The 19,343-nt window shown below is 60.4% G+C and carries 16 protein-coding genes; 11 read left to right on the top strand and 5 right to left on the bottom strand.

What is annotated here, in order from left to right; all coding sequences use genetic code 11:
- Positions 1 to 246: 246 nt before the first annotated feature.
- From ACE3TY_RS01145 to ACE3TY_RS01130, 4 genes are read right to left on the bottom strand one after another with little or no spacing between them, the layout of a single operon-like run.
- A complete protein-coding gene (locus ACE3TY_RS01145) occupies positions 247 to 870 on the bottom strand; it encodes a hypothetical protein (RefSeq protein ID WP_374650104.1) in 624 nt (207 codons plus the stop codon).
- The gene (locus ACE3TY_RS01140; protein ID WP_374650102.1) at positions 845 to 2,035 is read right to left on the bottom strand and encodes a helix-turn-helix domain-containing protein; all 1,191 of its coding nucleotides are present in this window, start codon (positions 2,033 to 2,035) and stop codon (positions 845 to 847) included. Before ACE3TY_RS01140 ends, ACE3TY_RS01145 begins: the two co-directional genes overlap by 26 nt.
- Positions 2,032 to 3,387, bottom strand: a complete 1,356-nt coding sequence (locus tag ACE3TY_RS01135) for a 7-cyano-7-deazaguanine synthase (protein WP_374650100.1) — start codon at positions 3,385 to 3,387, stop codon at positions 2,032 to 2,034. Before ACE3TY_RS01135 ends, ACE3TY_RS01140 begins: the two co-directional genes overlap by 4 nt.
- Positions 3,384 to 3,941 (bottom strand): hypothetical protein, encoded by a 558-nt coding sequence (locus ACE3TY_RS01130; protein ID WP_374650099.1) that lies wholly within the window; start codon positions 3,939 to 3,941, stop codon positions 3,384 to 3,386. The genes ACE3TY_RS01135 and ACE3TY_RS01130 overlap by 4 nt, the downstream gene beginning before the upstream one ends.
- A gap of 193 nt (positions 3,942 to 4,134) precedes the next feature.
- Between ACE3TY_RS01130 and ACE3TY_RS01125 the strand changes: the two genes are divergently transcribed.
- The 4 genes from ACE3TY_RS01125 to ACE3TY_RS01110 all read left to right on the top strand — a co-directional run bounded on the left by ACE3TY_RS01125 (position 4,135) and on the right by ACE3TY_RS01110 (position 7,957).
- Positions 4,135 to 4,962 (top strand): type IV toxin-antitoxin system AbiEi family antitoxin, encoded by an 828-nt coding sequence (locus tag ACE3TY_RS01125; protein WP_374650097.1) that lies wholly within the window; start codon positions 4,135 to 4,137, stop codon positions 4,960 to 4,962.
- Positions 4,959 to 5,831, top strand: coding sequence for a nucleotidyl transferase AbiEii/AbiGii toxin family protein (locus tag ACE3TY_RS01120; RefSeq protein ID WP_374650095.1), 873 nt, complete (start codon positions 4,959 to 4,961; stop codon positions 5,829 to 5,831). The genes ACE3TY_RS01125 and ACE3TY_RS01120 overlap by 4 nt, the downstream gene beginning before the upstream one ends.
- A 64-nt stretch (positions 5,832 to 5,895) precedes the next feature.
- The gene (locus tag ACE3TY_RS01115) at positions 5,896 to 6,780 is read left to right on the top strand and encodes a phage exclusion protein Lit family protein (protein WP_374650093.1); all 885 of its coding nucleotides are present in this window, start codon (positions 5,896 to 5,898) and stop codon (positions 6,778 to 6,780) included.
- A gap of 757 nt (positions 6,781 to 7,537) precedes the next feature.
- Positions 7,538 to 7,957, top strand: coding sequence for a hypothetical protein (locus tag ACE3TY_RS01110; protein WP_374650091.1), 420 nt, complete (start codon positions 7,538 to 7,540; stop codon positions 7,955 to 7,957).
- 1,224 nt (positions 7,958 to 9,181) lie between these two features.
- Here ACE3TY_RS01110 and ACE3TY_RS01105 read toward each other — a convergent pair.
- Positions 9,182 to 9,595: a hypothetical protein gene (locus ACE3TY_RS01105; protein ID WP_374650089.1), complete on the bottom strand. Its 414-nt coding sequence runs from the start codon at positions 9,593 to 9,595 to the stop codon at positions 9,182 to 9,184.
- 302 nt (positions 9,596 to 9,897) lie between these two features.
- Here ACE3TY_RS01105 and ACE3TY_RS01100 point away from each other — a divergent pair, with 302 nt between their 5' ends.
- The 7 genes from ACE3TY_RS01100 to ACE3TY_RS01070 all read left to right on the top strand — a co-directional run bounded on the left by ACE3TY_RS01100 (position 9,898) and on the right by ACE3TY_RS01070 (position 18,875).
- A complete protein-coding gene (locus ACE3TY_RS01100; protein ID WP_374650087.1) occupies positions 9,898 to 11,274 on the top strand; it encodes a MobA/MobL family protein in 1,377 nt (458 codons plus the stop codon).
- A 239-nt stretch (positions 11,275 to 11,513) separates the two neighbouring features.
- Positions 11,514 to 13,130, top strand: a complete 1,617-nt coding sequence (locus ACE3TY_RS01095; RefSeq protein WP_374650085.1) for a hypothetical protein — start codon at positions 11,514 to 11,516, stop codon at positions 13,128 to 13,130.
- 261 nt (positions 13,131 to 13,391) lie between these two features.
- Complete coding sequence (locus tag ACE3TY_RS01090) at positions 13,392 to 13,835, top strand: hypothetical protein (RefSeq protein WP_374650083.1); 444 nt, start codon at positions 13,392 to 13,394, stop codon at positions 13,833 to 13,835.
- A gap of 101 nt (positions 13,836 to 13,936) precedes the next feature.
- Complete coding sequence (locus ACE3TY_RS01085) at positions 13,937 to 15,466, top strand: hypothetical protein (RefSeq protein ID WP_374650081.1); 1,530 nt, start codon at positions 13,937 to 13,939, stop codon at positions 15,464 to 15,466.
- Positions 15,467 to 15,647: 181 nt separating this feature from the next.
- A complete protein-coding gene (locus ACE3TY_RS01080) occupies positions 15,648 to 16,529 on the top strand; it encodes a hypothetical protein (RefSeq protein WP_374650080.1) in 882 nt (293 codons plus the stop codon).
- Between the two features lie 70 nt (positions 16,530 to 16,599).
- Positions 16,600 to 17,151, top strand: coding sequence for a hypothetical protein (locus ACE3TY_RS01075; protein ID WP_374650078.1), 552 nt, complete (start codon positions 16,600 to 16,602; stop codon positions 17,149 to 17,151).
- Between the two features lie 446 nt (positions 17,152 to 17,597).
- Complete coding sequence (locus ACE3TY_RS01070; protein WP_374650076.1) at positions 17,598 to 18,875, top strand: tyrosine-type recombinase/integrase; 1,278 nt, start codon at positions 17,598 to 17,600, stop codon at positions 18,873 to 18,875.
- Positions 18,876 to 19,343: the final 468 nt, after the last annotated feature.

Raw genomic sequence — 19,343 nt, 5'->3', positions numbered from 1 at the left:
CTCTACAGCGCTGAGCGCCGCGGAGCCGATGTCTTCGCCCATGCGGGTGACGATCCCTGGCGGAAGAAGGCAAGGGACCGGGGGTGCTGCCCCCGCCCTTAGCACGCGTTCTTCCGGCCGGGCAGGACCGCGGCCGGCTGCAGGGCGGTACGCCCCGCCCGGCCGGCAGTCTGGCCCGCCGCTAACGCGTACCGACCCGGCTCCGGTTCTCGGCGAAGGCCAGCGGTACAGGGGCCTGCACCTGGCTCATGACGAGACCGCCGGCGTGGCCGCCTGCCGCACGACGCGCGGCAGGCTGGGGCACGCCCCGGCTGCCTCCGAGCCGATCAACGCCACCACGTCGTTCAGATACTCAGACGGAACGCGCATCCGGCCTTTCTGCAGTGCATTGAGCATCGCCTCAGCGTGGGCGGGCCGGCCCAGTACCGCAGCTCCCAGGAGCCATTGCGCAGTGCATCCTTGGACAATAGCGGGGAAATGCTCGGCGCACATGCGCCGCGCCTTCCGTTCATCAATGACGGCTACGCCGCCGTGCCGGACGGCGATGGCGATCGTCGCGGCTTCGCCGTCGTCGAGCGTGCTGCCATAGGTGCCGTCGATGAGCGCCTCGTAGGTTTTCATCGCCACGGCGTCGAGCGTCATTCGTTCGACAAGGCCGGCAGCGACCAAAGCATCCAGCTGAGTGCCATCGTCGTGGCCGAATTGGGCGCCGAGCGCCAGTTCGTTGCCGGCATTTTCCGGAACGATGATCCGGCGTTCGGTAAGTTCGATAATCCGCCGCGCATGGCCGCTCGCGTTGAGACCAATCACAACGCTCGCATCGGCAATCAATATTGCGTCCGGATCAGCGGGGAATGCGGACAAGCTCATCAGCTTCGCTCTCCTCGCGTTCCGCGCCGTCCAGAACTTCCCTTATACCGTGAAGGTCGAGCTGAAGCATGCGGGCAAGCTGGCCTTCGCTGTAGAGCTCTTTCTTCCATGCTTCGCGCGCTAGAAGAGCAAGGCGCGGCGGCACCGAGCCTCCAGACAGACTGTTGTACGACGGGCGTTCCGGCGCGTTGCCCAACACCTGAACCATATCCTTGTCGCTGATCCCGCCGTTCGAGACGAACCAGTCCCACGTTCCGCGCCGTGCAAGGCCCAGCTCTTCGAGGCGGCGCACGATGGCCTCGCGCGAGACGCCGAACGCGTGGGCGAGCAAGATGACATGACGGCGGGTCAGATGCGTTTGACCCGCAGTGATTTCGGCAAAGCGCTGGCGCACTTCGCGGCCGGGCGTCAGAAAGCAGCGTTGGAAGATATTGGCGTAGCGCTCTTCGCGCGATGCAAAAAGCTCATCTTCAGTCAGCACTTCCGCCTCGCGCCGGGTCGATATGAAATGAGCTGCCTCATGCGCGCCGCTTTGCGTCAGGCGTTCGTGCGGGTGGTTGGCGTTCAAGAGGATGCAGGCACCGGCCCGCTCGTCATAGGCAAACAGGCCTGCGATCTTGCCGGGGAGCCGCCGAACATACACGCGCACTCCCAGCTGGAGTTCGAGAATGGAGACGATGTCCGTGACAGGCCCCGGACCGAGACCGAGCCAATCCCGCAGTTCCTGGGCATGCTGTTCGGCCTGGGAATAGAGATCGCCGGGCAGAATCGGACGTTCGGGAGGATAGCGGCGCTCGCGCACGACACCTAGTGCGTCCTCCAGTTCAACTTCCGCCCGCACAAGGTCATTGAGAAGCCGCGTTGCCTGTTCGACTGCGTCGTTCTCGCTTTCGTGCAGCTTGCGAAAGCGCGGCACCATATCGAGATGCACGGCGGCGCGGCGCAGAATAGCATTGGCCGACGTACCATAGGCCACCGCAAGCTTTTGCAGCTCGTCCATCTGGATTCGCCGTTTTCCTTGCTCAATAGCAACAATCGTCGTACGCGCGACACCAATGAGGGCGGCGGCGGCGGCTTGCGTAATCTTCCGGCCTTCGCGCGCAAGCCGGAGGCGTTCACCGATCTCCGCGTCCGAAATGCGCCCTTGTGATTCAATCATGTTCATGCTCGCGTCCATTGCCTCAGGAAGGAACGCGCTCCCTTATCCTGCAAAAAGTCATTCCACTCTGCGGCATGTCGTCCGAGTACATCTCGCAGTGCAGCCTCTGCAGCGGCAGGCTGCATATTCAGCGACGGACCTAAAAGCAGGGCGTGGCGACGAAGGACGGACTGGTGAAGTGGCAGAACGAGATCAGCCATGTGGTCAAGATGTTGCGTGCCCGCTATCGCATACTGGCGTAAAGCCCGGCCCCGCAAGGGGAAGCCCGGCTGGACCGAATCCTCGAACGTCGCAGCGCGCAAATCGCTGCAGGCATATATGCTGTCATCATCAGTCAGCCCGGCGGCATGGATGCTCATTCTGCGCAGCATGCAGGCGGCGCAGACCCCGCACTGAACGAGCCGTCCATTAAGGGAGCAATGCCGGGCATTCTGCCAGCATGAGTGCGTTTCCTGCCAGTCGTCGCTGCCTGGCAGCGCCGCATAAGCCTTCAGCGTCTCGCCCTTCGTGTGCCAAATTCGCGGAAAGACAAAATGGACCGGACGTTTCAGGAGTGCGGCCAGAAACCGCTCCATGCGCATCGTGAAGAGGGGATGGCTGCGAAAGTCCGGATAGGCCTGCGCCGAAGACGTGACGAGCGCGGGCCCGAATATGCCTTGGCCGCTTTCGGGAAGGACAATCTCGGAAGCGTGCGCCAGATAAGCGGCAATGCCGCTGATAAGCGCGAACTTGAACCCGCGGCTACGGGCGCTCGTCTCGCCGGATGCTTTCACGTTGTAAGGCACAGCAGTGAACGGAAGCGGTTCGCCCGGTTCGGGGCATCCGCCCGCCTTGGAACCGACCCGCACGCGGACCAGCCGGCGGCCGAAGGCCTTTGCGGTCAGCCCGGCTACGGCGCGGGAATCCATCCCGTCACTGAACGCGATGACGGCATCAGTCGTGATGCTGAACTGGAGGCAATCCTGCTGCGGTCTCGGCGTTTCACCGGTTCTTTGAACAAACTCAAACGTCCAGTCGTCGCCGGTCAGGAAGGAGGCGGCGTCCCGCAGGGCGTCCCAGACGGCACGGTCGCTCCACCGCGCCGGTTCCAGCACCGGCACGCGCAGCGTGAACTCACGTCCCCAACCGAGTTTTGGACGCAGGAAACTGCGGTCCGCGTATTCGATGGACGCAGCGACAACCATCGCGTCGTAGATCACCGGTTCCCACTGCGCGAAGGCGTAGGACTCTAGGGCTGCCGTCGAACAGGTGAAATTCTCCTCCAGATTAAAGGCGGACCGGCCCTGTCGCGCCCAGCCTGAAGGGATGACATCAATGGCGTGTGCAGGCACCCGTACCTTGTAAGCAGCGGCCGTCATAGGGATGGGCCCTCGTCAATACCAGTCTGTCGAGGTAACCCTACCCCGCTTCGCGACGGCGGGCCGGCAGGCGTTAGAAGCGCAGCGGCGATGCCGCTGCAATCCAGCCTTCCGAGCGCCTCATCAAGGCGCGTGCGTACCGTGCGGCTCGCCTGTGCGCCCGCTTCACGCTGGTAGTGTTCGTCGATCCCGCGCACCGGAGCGCGGGCGATGTCTTCCAGCGCTGCGGATACGGCAAGGGCCGTCCCGGCTTCGCCGTTCACACCGCTTGCCGTCGCCTCGATGGCGCAGTCGATCAGGCTGTTTGCGGCGGCGGAGCGGGGATGACGCGCGCGTAGCGTTTCGAGTTGTTCGATGCGCATGCCGGGGAACAGCGTGTCGCTGTTCATGATGTCCCGAACAGCGGCAATGGGCGCTCCCTGAATGTCTTTCTTGAGCGCGTGTGCGAGTGCGCCGCACACCTCATCGGCCGTATGAGCGAGGTTTGCCGCCCACCGGGCGGCAGTCTTCCAGTGGGGGCGCATATTGAGGCTGCGGTGGGGGCCATCACTCATGTCGATTCTCTACGTCAGAAGTATACTTCAAAAATGCTGACAATGTCAAATCTTGTAGTTTGATCTAATGGAGGCCGTTCCTGTTGAGGAAATCATGCTGTGTTTTCCGCGTTATAAGCGGATTCTAAGAAATGAATTTCCAAAATTACGCATTTCATGTTGATATATCCGCGCTAAAAGCGGATAATAGGATATGGTTCACGATCAACGATCAGCCCTGTCCACCTATATGTCCGGCCTGTTGTCGCGCGGCGGGGTCGTCTTCACGGGCAGCGAGGCGACGCAGACCCTCAATGTCGGGAGGGGCGCTTTCCTCGACGCGGCCGAGCGCCTGCAGAAGCGCAAGGCGCTGCTGAATCCCCGCCAGGATTTCTATGTCGTCGTGCCGCCGCAGTTCGCATCGTGGGGGGCGCCGCCGCCGCCCTGGTACCTCGACGCGCTCATGCGTCATGTCGGCGAGGCCTACTATGTCGGTCTCCTGAAGGCCGCCGAGCTGCACGGCGCGACGCACCAGGCCGTAATGGAATTCCAGGTCATCACGGCGCGGCGTCTGCCGAAAATTCGCGCCGGGCGCAACCTGATCGCCTTCTATTACCGGAAGGACATGGACGGCGTCGCCGCCGGCATCGAGGAGCGCAAGACGGACACAGGGATGATGCGCGTCTCCGGCGCGGCGCTGACCGCCCTTGATCTACTGCGTTATCCGCAGGCAGGGGGCGGCCTTGATAACGTTGCCACCGTTCTCAAAGACCTTGGCGAAAAAATCGACGACACGCTGCTCGCCACACTGTCGGCGGCCACCGAGCGCCCGGTCATCCAGCGGCTCGGGCACCTGCTGGACCGTCTGGGCCATAGCGCGCGCGCGGAAGCGATGCACGCCGCCGCCGCCGCGCGCGGGCCTTTCAGATGGACTGAGCTTGATCAGGCCGCCGCGCGCGATCCGGACTTCGCGCCGTCCATACAGGAACGGGATGAGCGCTGGCGTATCCTTGTCAGGCGCGCCCCGGAGATCGACGAATGATCCCCGCCCAGAACATCGTCGCCTGGGGCACTGTCGCGCCATGGGCCGACCAGCGACAGATCGAACAGGATCTGATCATCAGCCGGGCGCTCGTGGATATATTCAGCGATCCGGCCTTGCGCGCGGCGCTGCGCTTTCGCGGCGGGACCGCGCTGAACAAGCTGCATTTCGCAGCGCCGCTGCGCTATTCCGAAGACATCGACCTCGTGCGCACCTCAGCAGGACCGATCGGGCCGATCCTCGACCGGCTGCGCGCGGTGCTGGAGCCCTGGCTCGGGCGCGCGCAGTTCGAACAAAGCCCGGTTGCGCCCAAGCTCCGCTTTCGCGTGGAGCCCGAGGATGGCAGCGGCGTACCCATCCGCCTGAAGGTTGAGATCAATACGCGCGAGATCGAGGCTTTCGACGCCGTCGCGGGAATGCCCTTCAGCGTCACCAATCCCTGGTTTACGGGCACGACGACCATTCCGACATTCTCCCCGGAGGAGATGCTGGCGACGAAACTGCGTGCGCTCCTGCAGCGGGAGAAAGGCCGCGATCTCTTTGACCTTTCCCATGCACTGACCTCGTTTGCTGGGCTCAGTGAGGAGCGCGTCGTTGAGTATTTCGGGCGCTATCTAGCCCTCTCGGGGCAGGCGATTTCCCGCGCGCAGGCGCAGGAGCGCATGTTCGCCAAACTCGCCAATCCACGCTTCCTTCTGGATATGCGGCCCCTCCTGCCTGCAGAGCAGGCGCAGGCCCTTGATGACGCCGCCGTGGCCGCTGCCTTTGCGGCTGTCTATATGCGCTTCATAGACCGGCTGCCGGGTGATACGTGGGCGAGGACGGATGAAATGAAGAAACGGTTCGGGCTTGTCTCGGAGGCGGGATAACGGGCTTTGCGAATGAAGCACGCGGGCTCAGGATTGCGGGCACCGCAAGATAAGGAAATACCCTTTGCCAACTACCAAGCAGATCACCGAACCGTTCTTTCGCCGTACCGCGCATGCGCCGCTCAATATTGCGCCCGAGCGCGGCCCGCAGCTTGCGGAAGAGATATTCGGGTCGGGAAGATGGGATCTGCTTCCGAGCGAGACGGAGGCGAACTTCTATGCCGTGCCTGCCGACAAGGCCATCTATCTGTCGTATGCGGGCCTTGCGAGCCTATGGTGCGTTGCCTATGCGGCTTACCATGCAGCGGACATTGCCTCCCGGTCTCAGCGCCAACCAACTGCCGGGCGCACTGAGATCGATATCGGGGCGGAGTCTGCAGAACGCAAGATTTCCGCGCATGTTGCCTATGCGAAACTGCTTTTCCGCACGGACCGGGATTGGCCGGAAGACCTTCCCGCGCCGGCACCGGAAGCCGATTTCAGTAGTCCCGCCGGGCGCGTCAACAATGTGTTCTATGGCGCCCTTAGCTGGATCATGCTCCATGAGATTGCCCACGTTCACCAGCAACACTCGGCACTGATCCCGGCCCACCTTCGTGTGCGTCAGGAATTTCAGGCGGACGACTTTGCCACGCGCTGGATTCTCGACGACGCCGGCAACGGGCTCTATCGCGAGTTTCGCGTCCTGATGATCGTTGTCGCCCTGACCTGGCTATTCCTGCACGAGGACACGGTGGGCATCGGTAAGGACCATCCGGCCACAATTCTGCGCTTTCGCGATGCGGGCGCCCTTTTCAAGATGGGCGACCGGAGCGCCGGGCTTGAGAATGCCGGCTACGTCCTGAAGGCTCTGCTCGATCCCGCGACGCCGGCACCCTCGTTCAACACTTCGACCGAGGTTTTTGAATGGATCAGTGACCGGCTGGAAATCCTGTTTCCGGCGGCATGAGGCCGGACGGACAGACGGCCCAAACTCTTACCAGCGCAATGGAAAATAGCTTCGCTCGCCGGAGGCCCTCGATCCCGTCGCTATACTCCTCCTCCGGGTGCCTGCCCTCGGGCGGGCCGGTCTCGCTCATGCGCTCTTCCCGTCGCTTTGCTCCTCCTCAGGGCGCACTTTGGTTTTCGGGTCCTGAAGCCTGACTGTGGTCAGGTTGGAAAATTATAGCGGTCCCGCAATCAAATAGCGGTGCCCAGCTCCATCCTCTCCGGTGCGCCATTTTATCAATAAGTTAGATACGCCACCGTCTTCGGCCTCACCCCCAAAATACTTACTGGTATGGAAAGGGTTGCCTCCCTGTGTAGATGGGAGGTTCATATTCGCGTCATGCGCAATGATATCAAGGCGATGTCGCGGCTATGCCGGAGTCAAACCGGCGCTCTCCATAACGCGGATTATCAGGTCCGGGCCCTCACCCGCTGCATTACGGGCAAGCAACTGGACCCCAGCCTCCTATTCAAACGCAAGATATAAGCCACGGGTGAGGCATTGTTCCCCAGAATGCCGGCATGGCGGCGTCGATCCGTAGAAACTTGCGGACTTCACTCCAGAAAACCACCTTGTCCCCATTGATCCAATATCCGGATGGACTGAGGAACGGATTCTGGCTGACCACCGGCTTCATACTCCCTGTCCTGGTGTGATTTTTCATGCCTGAAGACCGTGCCGGCGGCCCCGGCAATTGGTCGTCGCATGGAGACACTAGATGCGAATACAGATTGCTGAACACAACAAGACTGCCATTGAGGAACGGCTCCTCGCCGTCAATGGCAAGGCGACAAGCTTCACGGTGACAGCCTTTAGCGATGTGCAAGATGTCGTGGAAGAAGCCGAGGCGCTCCTCGGCGTCTTGCCCAAGGCGCAGCGCCTTGGAGCCACTTGTTCCTACCAGCCTGCGGGCCCGACCGCAAAAAGCTATCGATTCAGTGCCAAATCCACGCGGCTCCATCTTGTCCGTGAATCGGCAGGCTGGTATCTGCTTGGCGTCACCGAAGCCCTGGTCTATCCGCGTTCCGGGCGCAAGCTTATTGTCGAGATTTCGGCTGAGCAGGCCAGTGAGATCCAGCGCCGCGTTGTTATCGGATTTGTGGTGCGGGAGCCGGTGACGCCAAGGCTCGCGGCCTGATACCGCCCCCATTTGGAGGAATTTGGCCGGCATGCCACCGTCGGCCAAATCTTCGCTCTCTGCAGATTCATTTGTGAGTGCAGCCCGTCATCCAGGACCCATCCACCCATGCACTTCATTTACGTCACTGTGGCAGTCCTATGCGGCAGCAACGCTCCTCCTTTCCATCACGCGGCAATTGCACGAAAGCGTCGGCAAGCTTCTTGACCAGCGCTGAGAGTTCGTGAATCAAAGTTGCAGCATCGTACTGACCCGGTATGGGGCCGGTGGTGATGCAATGCTGCGAATTTCCGCTGTTGCGCACTTTATTACACTGAGATCGCTGCACAGATCCTGGGGTTCGCGGGGCCCCTGACCTCAACATCTTAAACAGCCAGTGCCGTAACAATGACGTCCTGGACTGTTACGTCCTCTTCCAGTGCCCGCAATTGAATCGCCCGCCGCTCCTTGTCGCCCCGACTGACCTCAGCTCGTTATCAAGGACGCGACCATGCCGGCAAGGATCCGCGTGACCTCCACGGTGCCATTGCAGCAGCCGAAATTCTGAGGAGAGGAACGATACTGCCGAGTCGTTTCGCCGGCCGGTCGTTGCCGCCCACCGGCTCGAGCATACTCCGGCGATGGCGTCGATAACAACCCTTGTGCAAGCAATGCGCGATAGACGAGGACCTGAACATCCGTGTCAGCATCGATCGCGCGACGATGCAGTTCCGCTCGTTCCCAAGGCCACACTCGGATGGCGAGCTGCACCCTCTCCGCGCCTTGCGAGGTCGGCCGTGCTGCTTCCGATGGGCGCTCCCTTTCCTGGCGAGGCGACTCACCCAGCTTCCGTTGTTTCCCTTTTCTCGAGCTCCCTCTCGGTCGCGTTCCCTTCGCCCGCGCAGATTTCGAGGGATTGCACTTCTCTCCTTCCTTCACTTTCAAAGCCATCAATCTCTCTCCCATTGCAACCGCGATCGGTGAGAGTGATCTACGGCACAAATTGCAGATCCCAACAGGAATTTTTTGTTGTTCGTCGCTCCATTGATCGCTTCTTGAGTAGATGGACGTTGCTGCCATAGCACCCTTATGGTAGGCACTGGGTAACGCCCTTGACCCGGAAAACGCTAACGAGGCCATCGGCATTGCAGCCGCGGATTTCTGCAGCGAGATCTGCTGGTACTGCTCTGCCACGCCAGACCCTCACATCGGGGTCGTACCGGAATTTGAACGCGCTCTTCAGTTTCAGGCGCAAATCCCCTGCGGAATCTGTGCAAAAGCGAGCTCGATCGATTCCATTTCTGACGGGGCGGCTGTCAATGCGTACGTCGATTGCGAGCTCGCCTGAGGATTGTCCGTATCGACCGGCACCGTCTCATTTCTGCGCTTTCGGAGGCCCGCATCGATCATGGCGGCATCGATCTTCGGAAGCTCCGCGCAGTCCTCGGCTAGGAGCAGGTGGAATTCAGCGAGGGAGATATCACCACGAGCATAGCAAATTGCATTTCCGGCAATTCGGTACTTCAAGAAATTTTCTTTGCCCCGTGCCGACTGCTGAACGCGCGCGCCGTGTCTCGCCCGTCGAAGTGCGGTCTGCTCCGCCTCCACTGCAGCTTGTTCCGCTTCGCGAATGAGTTTTTTGAGCGCTTTTCGAGTCATGAAGATTGATATAGTCGCGCAATTCCGCACCACAGAATTATTTCCAAATAGGGCAGCATTGCCAATGCACCGGCCACCCCATCGACCCGCCAATGATGGGTCCAGCGTGGAATTGCGCCGCCTGACTCCAACCGTATTTCATGGCGCGATCGCGTTACAAACGTGCGAAGTAGCGGATAGTCTCGCCAGTCCGGTTCTTCAGGATTTTGAACGCAGCGCCAGGGCCGAAGGCAAGTTTTTTCCCCAATTATCGGCGCACTGACGATTTCGTAGCTGAAGCGGAATTGCGCTTGGCGACATCCATGGCGCTGATCCCAAGCCAGTTCCTGCACCCCGATTCGCCCACGCCTGCCTTCCCCAGCTTCTCCGAGCCCGGCCCCTTGATCGGCGCGCCAGCGACGAGCAAGCGCAATCACATTCTGCACTGCGCGCAGAATGTGATTGCGTCATTTCACGATCGGCCGGCAAAGCGGGTTTCCACGAATATATGTCTTCGGGCGTTCCAACTAGCTCGTGACATGCCCATGGCTATCTGCTTCTTCCGAATCGACATCCTGAAGGCCGCCAATGGCGATTTGCCCACCGGCATGGCTGCCTACATTTCCCGCTCCAATCTCCGGAGCGCCGTGACCGGCGAGCACTTCCGGCACCGATCGAAGAAAGAGGATTTGGTCTTCAGCGACATCATGCTTCCCGCCGGCGTTGATCCGGCCTTCAGGAACCCAGAGCACTTGTGGTCCGCCATGGAGCGCGCAGATATCCGCTCGACTCCCAAACGCACGGGCTCCGGGAAACAGACCAAAGCCGAGTACCAGGCGCTTCTTGGCCGGATCGACAATCCGGCCAAGAAGCGCTTGTCGCGCGAAGAGATGGTGCCAGCCTGGTGCGACAATTCCCAACTCGCCTACCACCTCACCCTGGCCTGTCCGCATGAACTCAGTGAGGCGCAGAACGTTGCCCTGGTCCAGAAGTTCATCGGGGAGGAACTGCTGCCTCTGGGCCTCATCGTGCAGTTCGCAGTGCATCGGCCGGATGAGTCTTCCCCCCTGAACTGGCATGCTCACCTGCTGGTCGGCACCAGAGAAGTTTCCGGTAGAAAGGTGGGCAACAAGATCCGAGGCGTCTTCGCCAACTTCGCAAACAAGACCGATGGCAAGGGCTTTGTTTCCGAAGGGGGCGGCTGGCCGGACAGATGGGCGGCGTTCCAACTCGACTACGCACGCAAGCTCGGCATTGAGGTTGAAATTCCCGAGAAGGCGGCAATTCCAGAGCCGCATCGGGGCAAGACTGTGCATTTACCGGAGAGCGATGCCGCCACCGCTTGGGCCGAGACGAAGGCTGATTCCAGGAACGCGGTCCAGCAATCCGACGTCCTCATCGAGCTCCTGGTAGAGACCCGGGCCACCTTTACGGCCGACGATGCTCGTGCCGTTCTGCAACGGCACAGCATCGCTGAAGAAGCGGCAGATGCACAAATTGCAGCGTTGCAGGAGTCGCCTGAACTCGTCCCGCTGTTCAATCGCCGGGATGGTCGCTTTTCCGGCCGGTTCACGACTCAGACTGCGCGCAATCAGGAGATGAGAATCCGAAAATTCGCCAGACCTTGGCCTGGCAGACTCTCTCCGATCCCAGCCAGTGCCAATTGGCGCAAGGGGCCATCGACCTCGCTCGGCGCCTAATTCGCCCGAAGCGGCAAGAACTCAAAAAGGCACTCCGCGATTTGGCCGAGCCAGCCGGGCTGACCGTCTTGAAGACGTCAAGGATTGCGGATTCTACCTTGCTGGGCCTCGACCGGCTGGCCCGACGATCCGGCGCCCGGGTTGTGAATCTCGCGCCAAAGCGGACCGGTACAGGGCGATTCAGGCGTCTCGTGACCCTGATTGCGTCGGCATTGCGAGGGCAGACAGTCGGGACTGACTTGACCTGGGACAAGAAGACATTGGTGTTCGTTCATGATGCCGACCTAATCGGCGCCGCGTGCGCCGACCGCCTCCTGTGCAGGGTCGCTGAGACCGGCGCGCGTCTCATTCTTCTGGGGCGATCAGCCCCTCGCCATGCGCTTGGTCGCAACGGAGCATTTGCCATTCTGGGTGATATCTTCATGCCGAGGCTAGAGCCGGATGAAGGCCCGATCGATGAGATCGACGACTGGCCGGTCTGGCTCCAGCCCTTGCCCTCAGACCTTCGCCAGCCCTCGCTGGCGCTGGCGGCGCTTGGTGACCCGCCGCCGCACAAAAGTCAGAAAGCGGTGACTTCAGTCCAATATCACGCCCCTCGGCCTTGGCGCTGGCCCGGCGCCGGCATCGGCGACGTCCTCAATCTCTCCTGCCGGTCTGACTGCGACCATATTTTCACACGCTTGACATCCATGGCCGCCGAACAGGCTTTTGCCGTCTACAGGGGTCTCCCTAGTGTCACTGACTCGTCCGCAAAGCCCAGTTCCCATCCGCTAGCCGCCTTGCGCCGCTCCCTGCATGGGCATTTCCGTAAAGTGGGACTTGAATCCATTCGCGGCGGGGTGGACCTGGAATGTTTCAAGCTTCTTCCGCTCAAAAGCGAAGACAGAATGCGACATCTCAATGAACTCGCGCCTTCTCGGGGGCACGTGGATGTCCGCGCCCTGCTCGCCAACATCGATGCCATTGATCTTGCAGATTGGCAGGAGATTGCCGCGAGGATGGCGCATTTCAGCCGAGGCACATTTGCCGCAATTCGCGATAGCCTCCATGATCTTGCATCAAATCACCCGCGCGAGAACATCCAGCACGCTGTCTCCGTTGCTCTCGCGCAGATCTACGTTATCGCCAAGGACGCCGGTCAGGATCTCGAACCCGATACGGACCGGAATGACATCTGGTCACTGATTCCGGCAGCGAGCCGAATCCTGAGTGCTTTGCGCTACGACGACCATGACGGCACTATCGCACCGTCCCTCGCCTTCTCACTGCCAACCTTTATTGAGCGCAATCCGCAAGCTCAGTGCACGGAGGCACGCCGAGTTTCGCAACCGCTCCAGTATCCCACGCCACAATCCACATCGCAGTCCATTGCCAAAAGCAGCGCGACCCCGCAGATTCGCAAATCGGCGCTCCAACCATCTCCGGATCGTCGCCCTACGACGGCAACACCCAACGCGCCTGCCAGCTCCCAGCCGGCGCTCCTGCCGTTCGCTACCCGCCTCGCCGATCTGTGCCAGAACCGCATCGTGGCCAAAGACAGGGCCTTGCAGTTGCGCTTGGCCGAACAGATCGCCTCGTTGCCGCAGTCCGACGACACGCAGAGGAAGGACACGTCACTGCATGACGCTGCCGTGTCCGCCGCCACTTACCTCCGGGTGACGCCGCATCTAAGTCCGATGGTGCTCGCTTCGTATTTCGAGCTCATAAGGACGGAGCTTCTCAAGATGGGACTTATTCCTGTCGAAAACGACGCCAACGTGACAGATGTGGATTTCCCGCAGGAACCAGGAGCGGTCCGGACCGCCACGGCTCGGTCACAGTCTCCCCAGCAGAGGATTGACAGCAGGAAGCTCTAATCGCCGTTTCGGTCATATGCGATATGCGGCAATGGTCGCTGCTCACGGGGCCACGATTGGTGCTGCAGGCCGAAAGTCAAAGGCATGCTGCCGCCTCTTGGATAAGCATCGATTCCGCTCGTTCAGCGCCAGGGGAGGAACAGCGAGAAGGCAGCGTCGCCGCCGCCGCGGGATGCGCGGCGGCGAGCACTGCCCAATGGCAGAAGCTCGGCAAGAGATTCTCAACAAGAGCATTTCTGGCGCGCATACGAGGACAATTGTATGCAGCACATGCAACGCATCACTCCCGAAAATTCTGGAATCACCCTCCACAAGACTTGGCATGACCCGAACGGCCGCATGCGAGTCGTCTGCTCCGCGGTTGACGACGCAACACTTATGCGCCTTGCCGCCGGCGCCGACGAGATCGAGATTCGGCAGGCTCCCGGCGCCAACCCGGTCAGCCCAGACATGGTCGCACAACTGAACTTTGCACTCGTCGCGTTGCCTCTTCTCTTGGGCGACACGATGCAGAATTCCGGCGCAGCGTTGAGGCGCCTCAGATTGGTGCTAAGTGATAGGCTCGCTCGCATTCGCATCAGACACAATCGCCACGTTCTCGCCCGCCGCATCCGGCGACCAAGCGAAAATGGCGACATCCTTGTGCTTGTCTTAGTGCTCGTAAGCCGCCGTGTCAGCGGCTGTGACTGGTATCTCGACTTCTAACCGGATGGCGCGCCGCCGTCACTCAATCCGACGGCGGCGCCTCGCCGTTCCATCACCACAACAGGCAGCGCGGCCATAGCCGCGCCCCAGAAGGTCCGTTCATGGCATCCCAAGTCATCAATGTTTCGGCGGCAACGATCGATGATATCCGTCGGCACCGCACCTTCCCCCGCGCCCACGCTTTCGGCATTCGCGACCAAGAGCTCCAGACTGTTCTCGCACCAAATCGTTCGCCGGCTCTACGCGTACATGTCGACCCGCTTGTCCATTTTCCTGAACTGCGTTCGCATTACGTCGACGATTTCTATGCGCTGCTCCTGACCAGCTGCGAGAAGACCGGCGAAGTGGCGCTACCCCAGATGCTGCCACAGCCGCTGGTCGCCCAACAGCTCAACCTTGCCGAGGCGGCACTGCTTGAACTGCCGGATCTCAGCGGCCACGACAGGCTCGACATCGCTGCGGGTTTCGCGCGGGCGCGAGATGCACAGCCGGCTATTCGCATACCCCGCACTCGCCTGCCTGTGGGCGCGGAGATTGAGGTGCTGGCAGAAGCACACGGGTTGCAGAAGCTATTGGCACCGGCACTCCGCCCGCTCGATCGGAAGCTCACACGACATCATGCTCACTTGCGAGCAAGCGGGCTCGAGGCAGCGGTCTTGCGCCTCGGTATGCAAGCCGAGTTGGGCGCCAAGCTGCAACTGGATCCAGTGGGAAACACCCTCGTGCCCAGCCTCAAAGGCGAGACCCGGGGGCGCCTGATCGATCTCTGGCGGCGGACAGGGAACCGGCTTTCAGCCTTCCAGGAAATGATGGAGAGCCAACACGAGGCTACCATCGAGAACCGAAACTGGCTGAACCTTTCTCGCCTCGAATTTGTGCAGCGAGCGCTGCTGGACGGATTGCCGGGATGTGAACATGCTGGCAAGTTGCGCACCAACGACGTCGAGATTCGCTCCGCCTATGATGGGCAAAAGCGATCGTTCTCTCTTGACGACGCAGGTGTCCAGCAGCAGTACGATGCCTTCACCCAGATCTTCGACAGCGCGCTGTGGCACGGAGTTCATCCGCTGGTCCGCGCTGCCATGGCGCAGATAGCTTTCCTGCGGTTGCGGCCCTACGCGAAGATGAATAGCCCTTTCGCCCGGATGCTGCTGCAGGGCTTGCTCCTGGAAAGCGGCCTGCCGGCGCTGCCCCTCGACGCCATACTGGTGTGGCAACGGGACCGGTACCTGGAAGCTCTCGATCGCGGCAGCGCCCAAGGCGACCCGCGTGCCTACCTGACTTTCCTGCTGGGGGCCTGCGATCAGGCAATTCGCCTCGGTCGACGTATACTCACAGCCCTGACACCGGAATGCGCCGCCCTCCGGGAGGCATTTGCCCCTGACGCGGGGCAACGCCTTGCCATCAAGCTCGCCGAGTTCGCGGGTTCGATGGTCTTTGGACCGGATCCGCAAGCTATCCGGCGTACGGTTCATGGCACGGAATTTTCCTGGCGGATCGGCGTCCTCGACCAGTTCGATGAGGTCGATGTTGCGCGCTTCAGTTTCGATCTCAGCGGGTTCCCGAGCGAACGCGCCTGGTCGAACAGGGCGGCCCGCACCTTGATGTCCGCGCCGATGGCGCAGTTCTAACCGCCTATTCGGCTTCAGCCAGCTTGTTCACTTGTGAACTTGCCCACAAGCCGGGCAGCGCCCATCGCCGCACCATCGAACGCAACGGGCATCCAGCCATTTTCTGTACCCAGCGCCAGGCGATACCGCCCAGACGCCGGGCAGCATCTGTTTCAGTTCAGTCCTTTCCGGGAGTTGTCCAATGGCCAACCAGATTATTGCCTGTCCCCATAGCCTGCTCGCGGCATTGCGCCCCAACATGCGCTATCAGAAGGTAGAGGGAACAGGCATTCTACGATTCAATCCCTTCGGCCCATATCAATCCGCCCGAGCTTACGCAATCCAGGTCGAGGATCCGCGGCTATGGATGTCCGAGACTCGCAGCGGCAACTGGGAATCTTTCGTTCTGCTATTGACGGCCGACGAGAAGCTGGATCCCGCTTGCCAGCCAATCCCATTATCGGAAGATCTCGTGCTCGAGTTCTTGGACCGTATTGTGCCGGAACTCGCCACAATTGCTGACCTTCAATGGCATGACCTGCTGGCCTTGGCCGCGGCCGTCGACGAGGCAAGGAAGGCAGCAAACCAGGTGCCGCTATCCCGGCTGGAGCGGCCAGCGTCAAATTCCTACGAAGAGAATCTCTGCGTCGTGGCCGCACTCGCGCAGGCGCAGCTTGGAGCTCGTCTCGCGCACTTTGATGGAGCCTACACCAACTTGCGCGATGACGCAGTCAGGCAGGGGATGATGCCCATACTGCGCATCCATGGCACGCAAGGCGCTGTTGCCGATTCACTTGATCTCGAAGCCAGTGGACGTAGGGCAGAATATGCCATGCGTGACGATCTCGATCTCCTCAGGCTCTTCCGACACCGACGGATCGCCGCGGGCAATTGCCGTGCACTCGATATCGTACTGAGCGGCGGCTGGGACCACGAAGTTCCGGCCACCAGGATGGCGAAGCCGGACTGGCCGCGCTGGTTGTTTCGGTTGGCCGAACAGCGCCTGGGTCGAGATCTGTCAGAGTTCTGCTGCGGAACACCCAAGATGCGATCGGTTCCGATATTCCGCCGGCTGTGCCAGTAGAAGAGATCAGCGCGGTTGTCGGTGATTTTTGTACGGCCTTCGATCGCCGGCTCATGGGGCGTGCCATCCAGTGATCCGTGCCGCTCTTGGTCTCTTTGAGGTCACCCGCATTCAACCCTTTCCGAAGGACAATGCGCGGATGGCTAGGCTCGTCTTCATTGCATTGCTTGACAGCATGGGATTCTGGGCACTCCCACTGCCACTGGCCTTGCACCGTCAGCGCCACGCCCTTGCATCGATGCTCGAGGGATCTGCCGCGATCGGCACACCGGACCATCTCATCGCGTTCATGATGACAGTCTGCGAGGAGGCGCTTGCAGCCGGAAAACTCATGCTCCACGACGCTATGCAGGAGCGTCAGAGGCTGCATGACGCTCTCACGCGGGCTGGCGTGCCAGGCGATCGAGCGGTTTGTACGACGCTTGAGCTGTTGGCCAACGCCTTTGTGAACACTCGACACGATACTGACTTTTGGAATGCGGCGTTTCAGGAGGATGCAGCCGAGCTGCATCGCCTCGGTCTCATCGATCGGCTTCGTCTCGGATGGAAGACCTATTGGTCGTCCCCAGTCGCGCGCGAGCTGGCTGCCTTCCGACCTTGGCGACAGGTCTCGATGGACTGACTCTGAGGGGGCCGCAACGGGCCTTTGGGATGACAGCACATGTGGGGGCTACGATCATCACGGCGCAGCATCATTTAACCAATCGATACAATGGCAGTATTTTGCGCGACCAACCCGCTCAGGTCACTCCGGCGCAGACATAGGCCGATGCGTTTTCGGAAATCCAATATCCGGGGCATGAAGCAAATGGCCCACCCTGTTTTGACTCAAAATGACGCCCCGTCGGAGAACTTTCGCGGGGCGGTGATCACGCTCGCCGGAACCGGGTTTCGATGGCCGCTCACCCAGGTGGAGCTCGCCATGACCCTGAAAATGGGGCCTTCAACTCTTCGCAATCACCTTCGTCGGCTTCGAGGAACTTTCCCAGACGCCGATCTCTTCACCGGTACCGATCGCTCCAAACGCTTTGAGCACCATCATTATCTTCTCATTATCGGACTTCTATCATGTCACTCACGGTCTGTGTCCCGCCAAAGCGCAAGAAGTTCTACATCCGCGGCACGGTCCGTATTGGCACCCAAAGCAGATATATATACGAAACTACAGGCATTGGCGTTCAAGACCCCAACGGCCGGCAACTCGCGGAAGAACTCCGATTCCAGACGGAAGCGCGGATCCGGAACGAACTAACCTATGGTTCGAAGACGGTTGTCACTTGGCGACAAGCTGTTGAGCTTTATGCTGAGAAACGAACGACGGAACGACGTGATCGCGATGCATCTCTAGTCGATGAACCGGACAAGCAAATCGAGTATGTTCTGAAATGGACCCAGTGGTTTGACAAACGCGGCAAGCTCGATATGCCACTGCATTCGATTGATAAGGAAGACTTGAAGCAGTACTTCCGGGAGCTTCACGAAATCAAGAGGAACAAACTCTCCACGCAGCGGAGAGAGGCAAATGTGTATCTCGCCATCATGAACTTCGCTCATAATGAATGGAATATTGGCAACTTCCCGAAACCGGATCTTCCGAAAGGCAATACGTACCCTAAACCCGTGAACAAGTGGCTTTACGTTGAAGAGGTCAGCCTGTTCATTCGCTTGGCGCCGGCACGCCTAACGGAATACGTCGCAGGCATCTTCGCGACTGGATGTCGTGGCGGCTCCATTCTTCACCTTCCAAGACACCGACCCGTCGAAGGCAAGTATCGTGGACAGGGCCTGATCATGGATCGGGGCAAAGAGCAGTTCTATCTTGGAGAGACCAAAGGTGGCTCAGATGACATTCGAATTCTACCCGACTGGTATGCCGATCGACTGCGGGTGTACCTCAACCTTCGTACGGATGATCATGACGCCTTGTTCTTAACGGATAGAGGCGTTCCTTACGTCCGCCCCAAGCGTCAGGAGGGGTTTCAGACCAAGACCGCCTGGAACAACCTTTGCACAAAAGTGGCAAAGGTCATTGATCGCCTTGCGCGCCTGACGGAACATCAGGCATCTGGCCTGCAGGGGCAGGCTTGGTACGACAAGACGGCAAAAGCTCGAGAACTGCGGGACCGGGCGGAAGTCGCTCGGTCCGTGACTCCGCATTGGGCTCGCCACAACATGACCTCTCACGCCTTCATCAAAGGGCTGGACACCGAAAAGGTCAAAAGGCTCGGCAATTGGCGGACCAATGAAATGGTCAGTCGCTATCATCATCTCGCGCCGGGTTATGGCAAGGAATTGGCAAATGCTATTGAGTTCTCGAAAGCTCGGACAAAGGCCCGCAGCAAGTAAAACTTGATGCGGGTTGACCTGCTGACCTGCCCCCGGGGACTCCAGGCCACGGATTGCTGGGGAAAGCCAGCTATGATGAGGAGCCCGAATGAGAAGCCGATCTGCTCGCATAGCTGAAGCCGACCGGGCCCATGCAGGCCGCGACTTGTTATTTCAGCGGTTGGCGGCCGGCCCAATCGTCGGAAGTGCCAGCGTGATGACCAGGCAGACCGTCAGCATCTCCGCAGACCCCGCAAGGCAGGCTTCAAAACCGCGCCGACCGTAGAGCGGGCCGGACAGCTGTGTCTCAGTGCCGAACCGGGACCCCTTCCAACTTCAACGATCTAACAGATCCTTCCTATAGATCTGGATTAGTAGCGATACTGATCGTGAATCTGTATCGTGGGTTGTTGTGCTCTCCCAATTGACAAAAACAGGATCCTTTGGGTAGGGGTCCTGGTTCGGCGCTGAAACGCTGTGGGCCGCTCT

It is taken from the genome of Dongia sp. (genome assembly GCF_041918875.1).
Classification (GTDB): Bacteria; Pseudomonadota; Alphaproteobacteria; order Dongiales; family Dongiaceae; genus Dongia.
The sequence above is the reverse complement of the archived record's forward strand: the minus strand, read 5'-3'. Positions and strand labels throughout refer to the sequence as shown.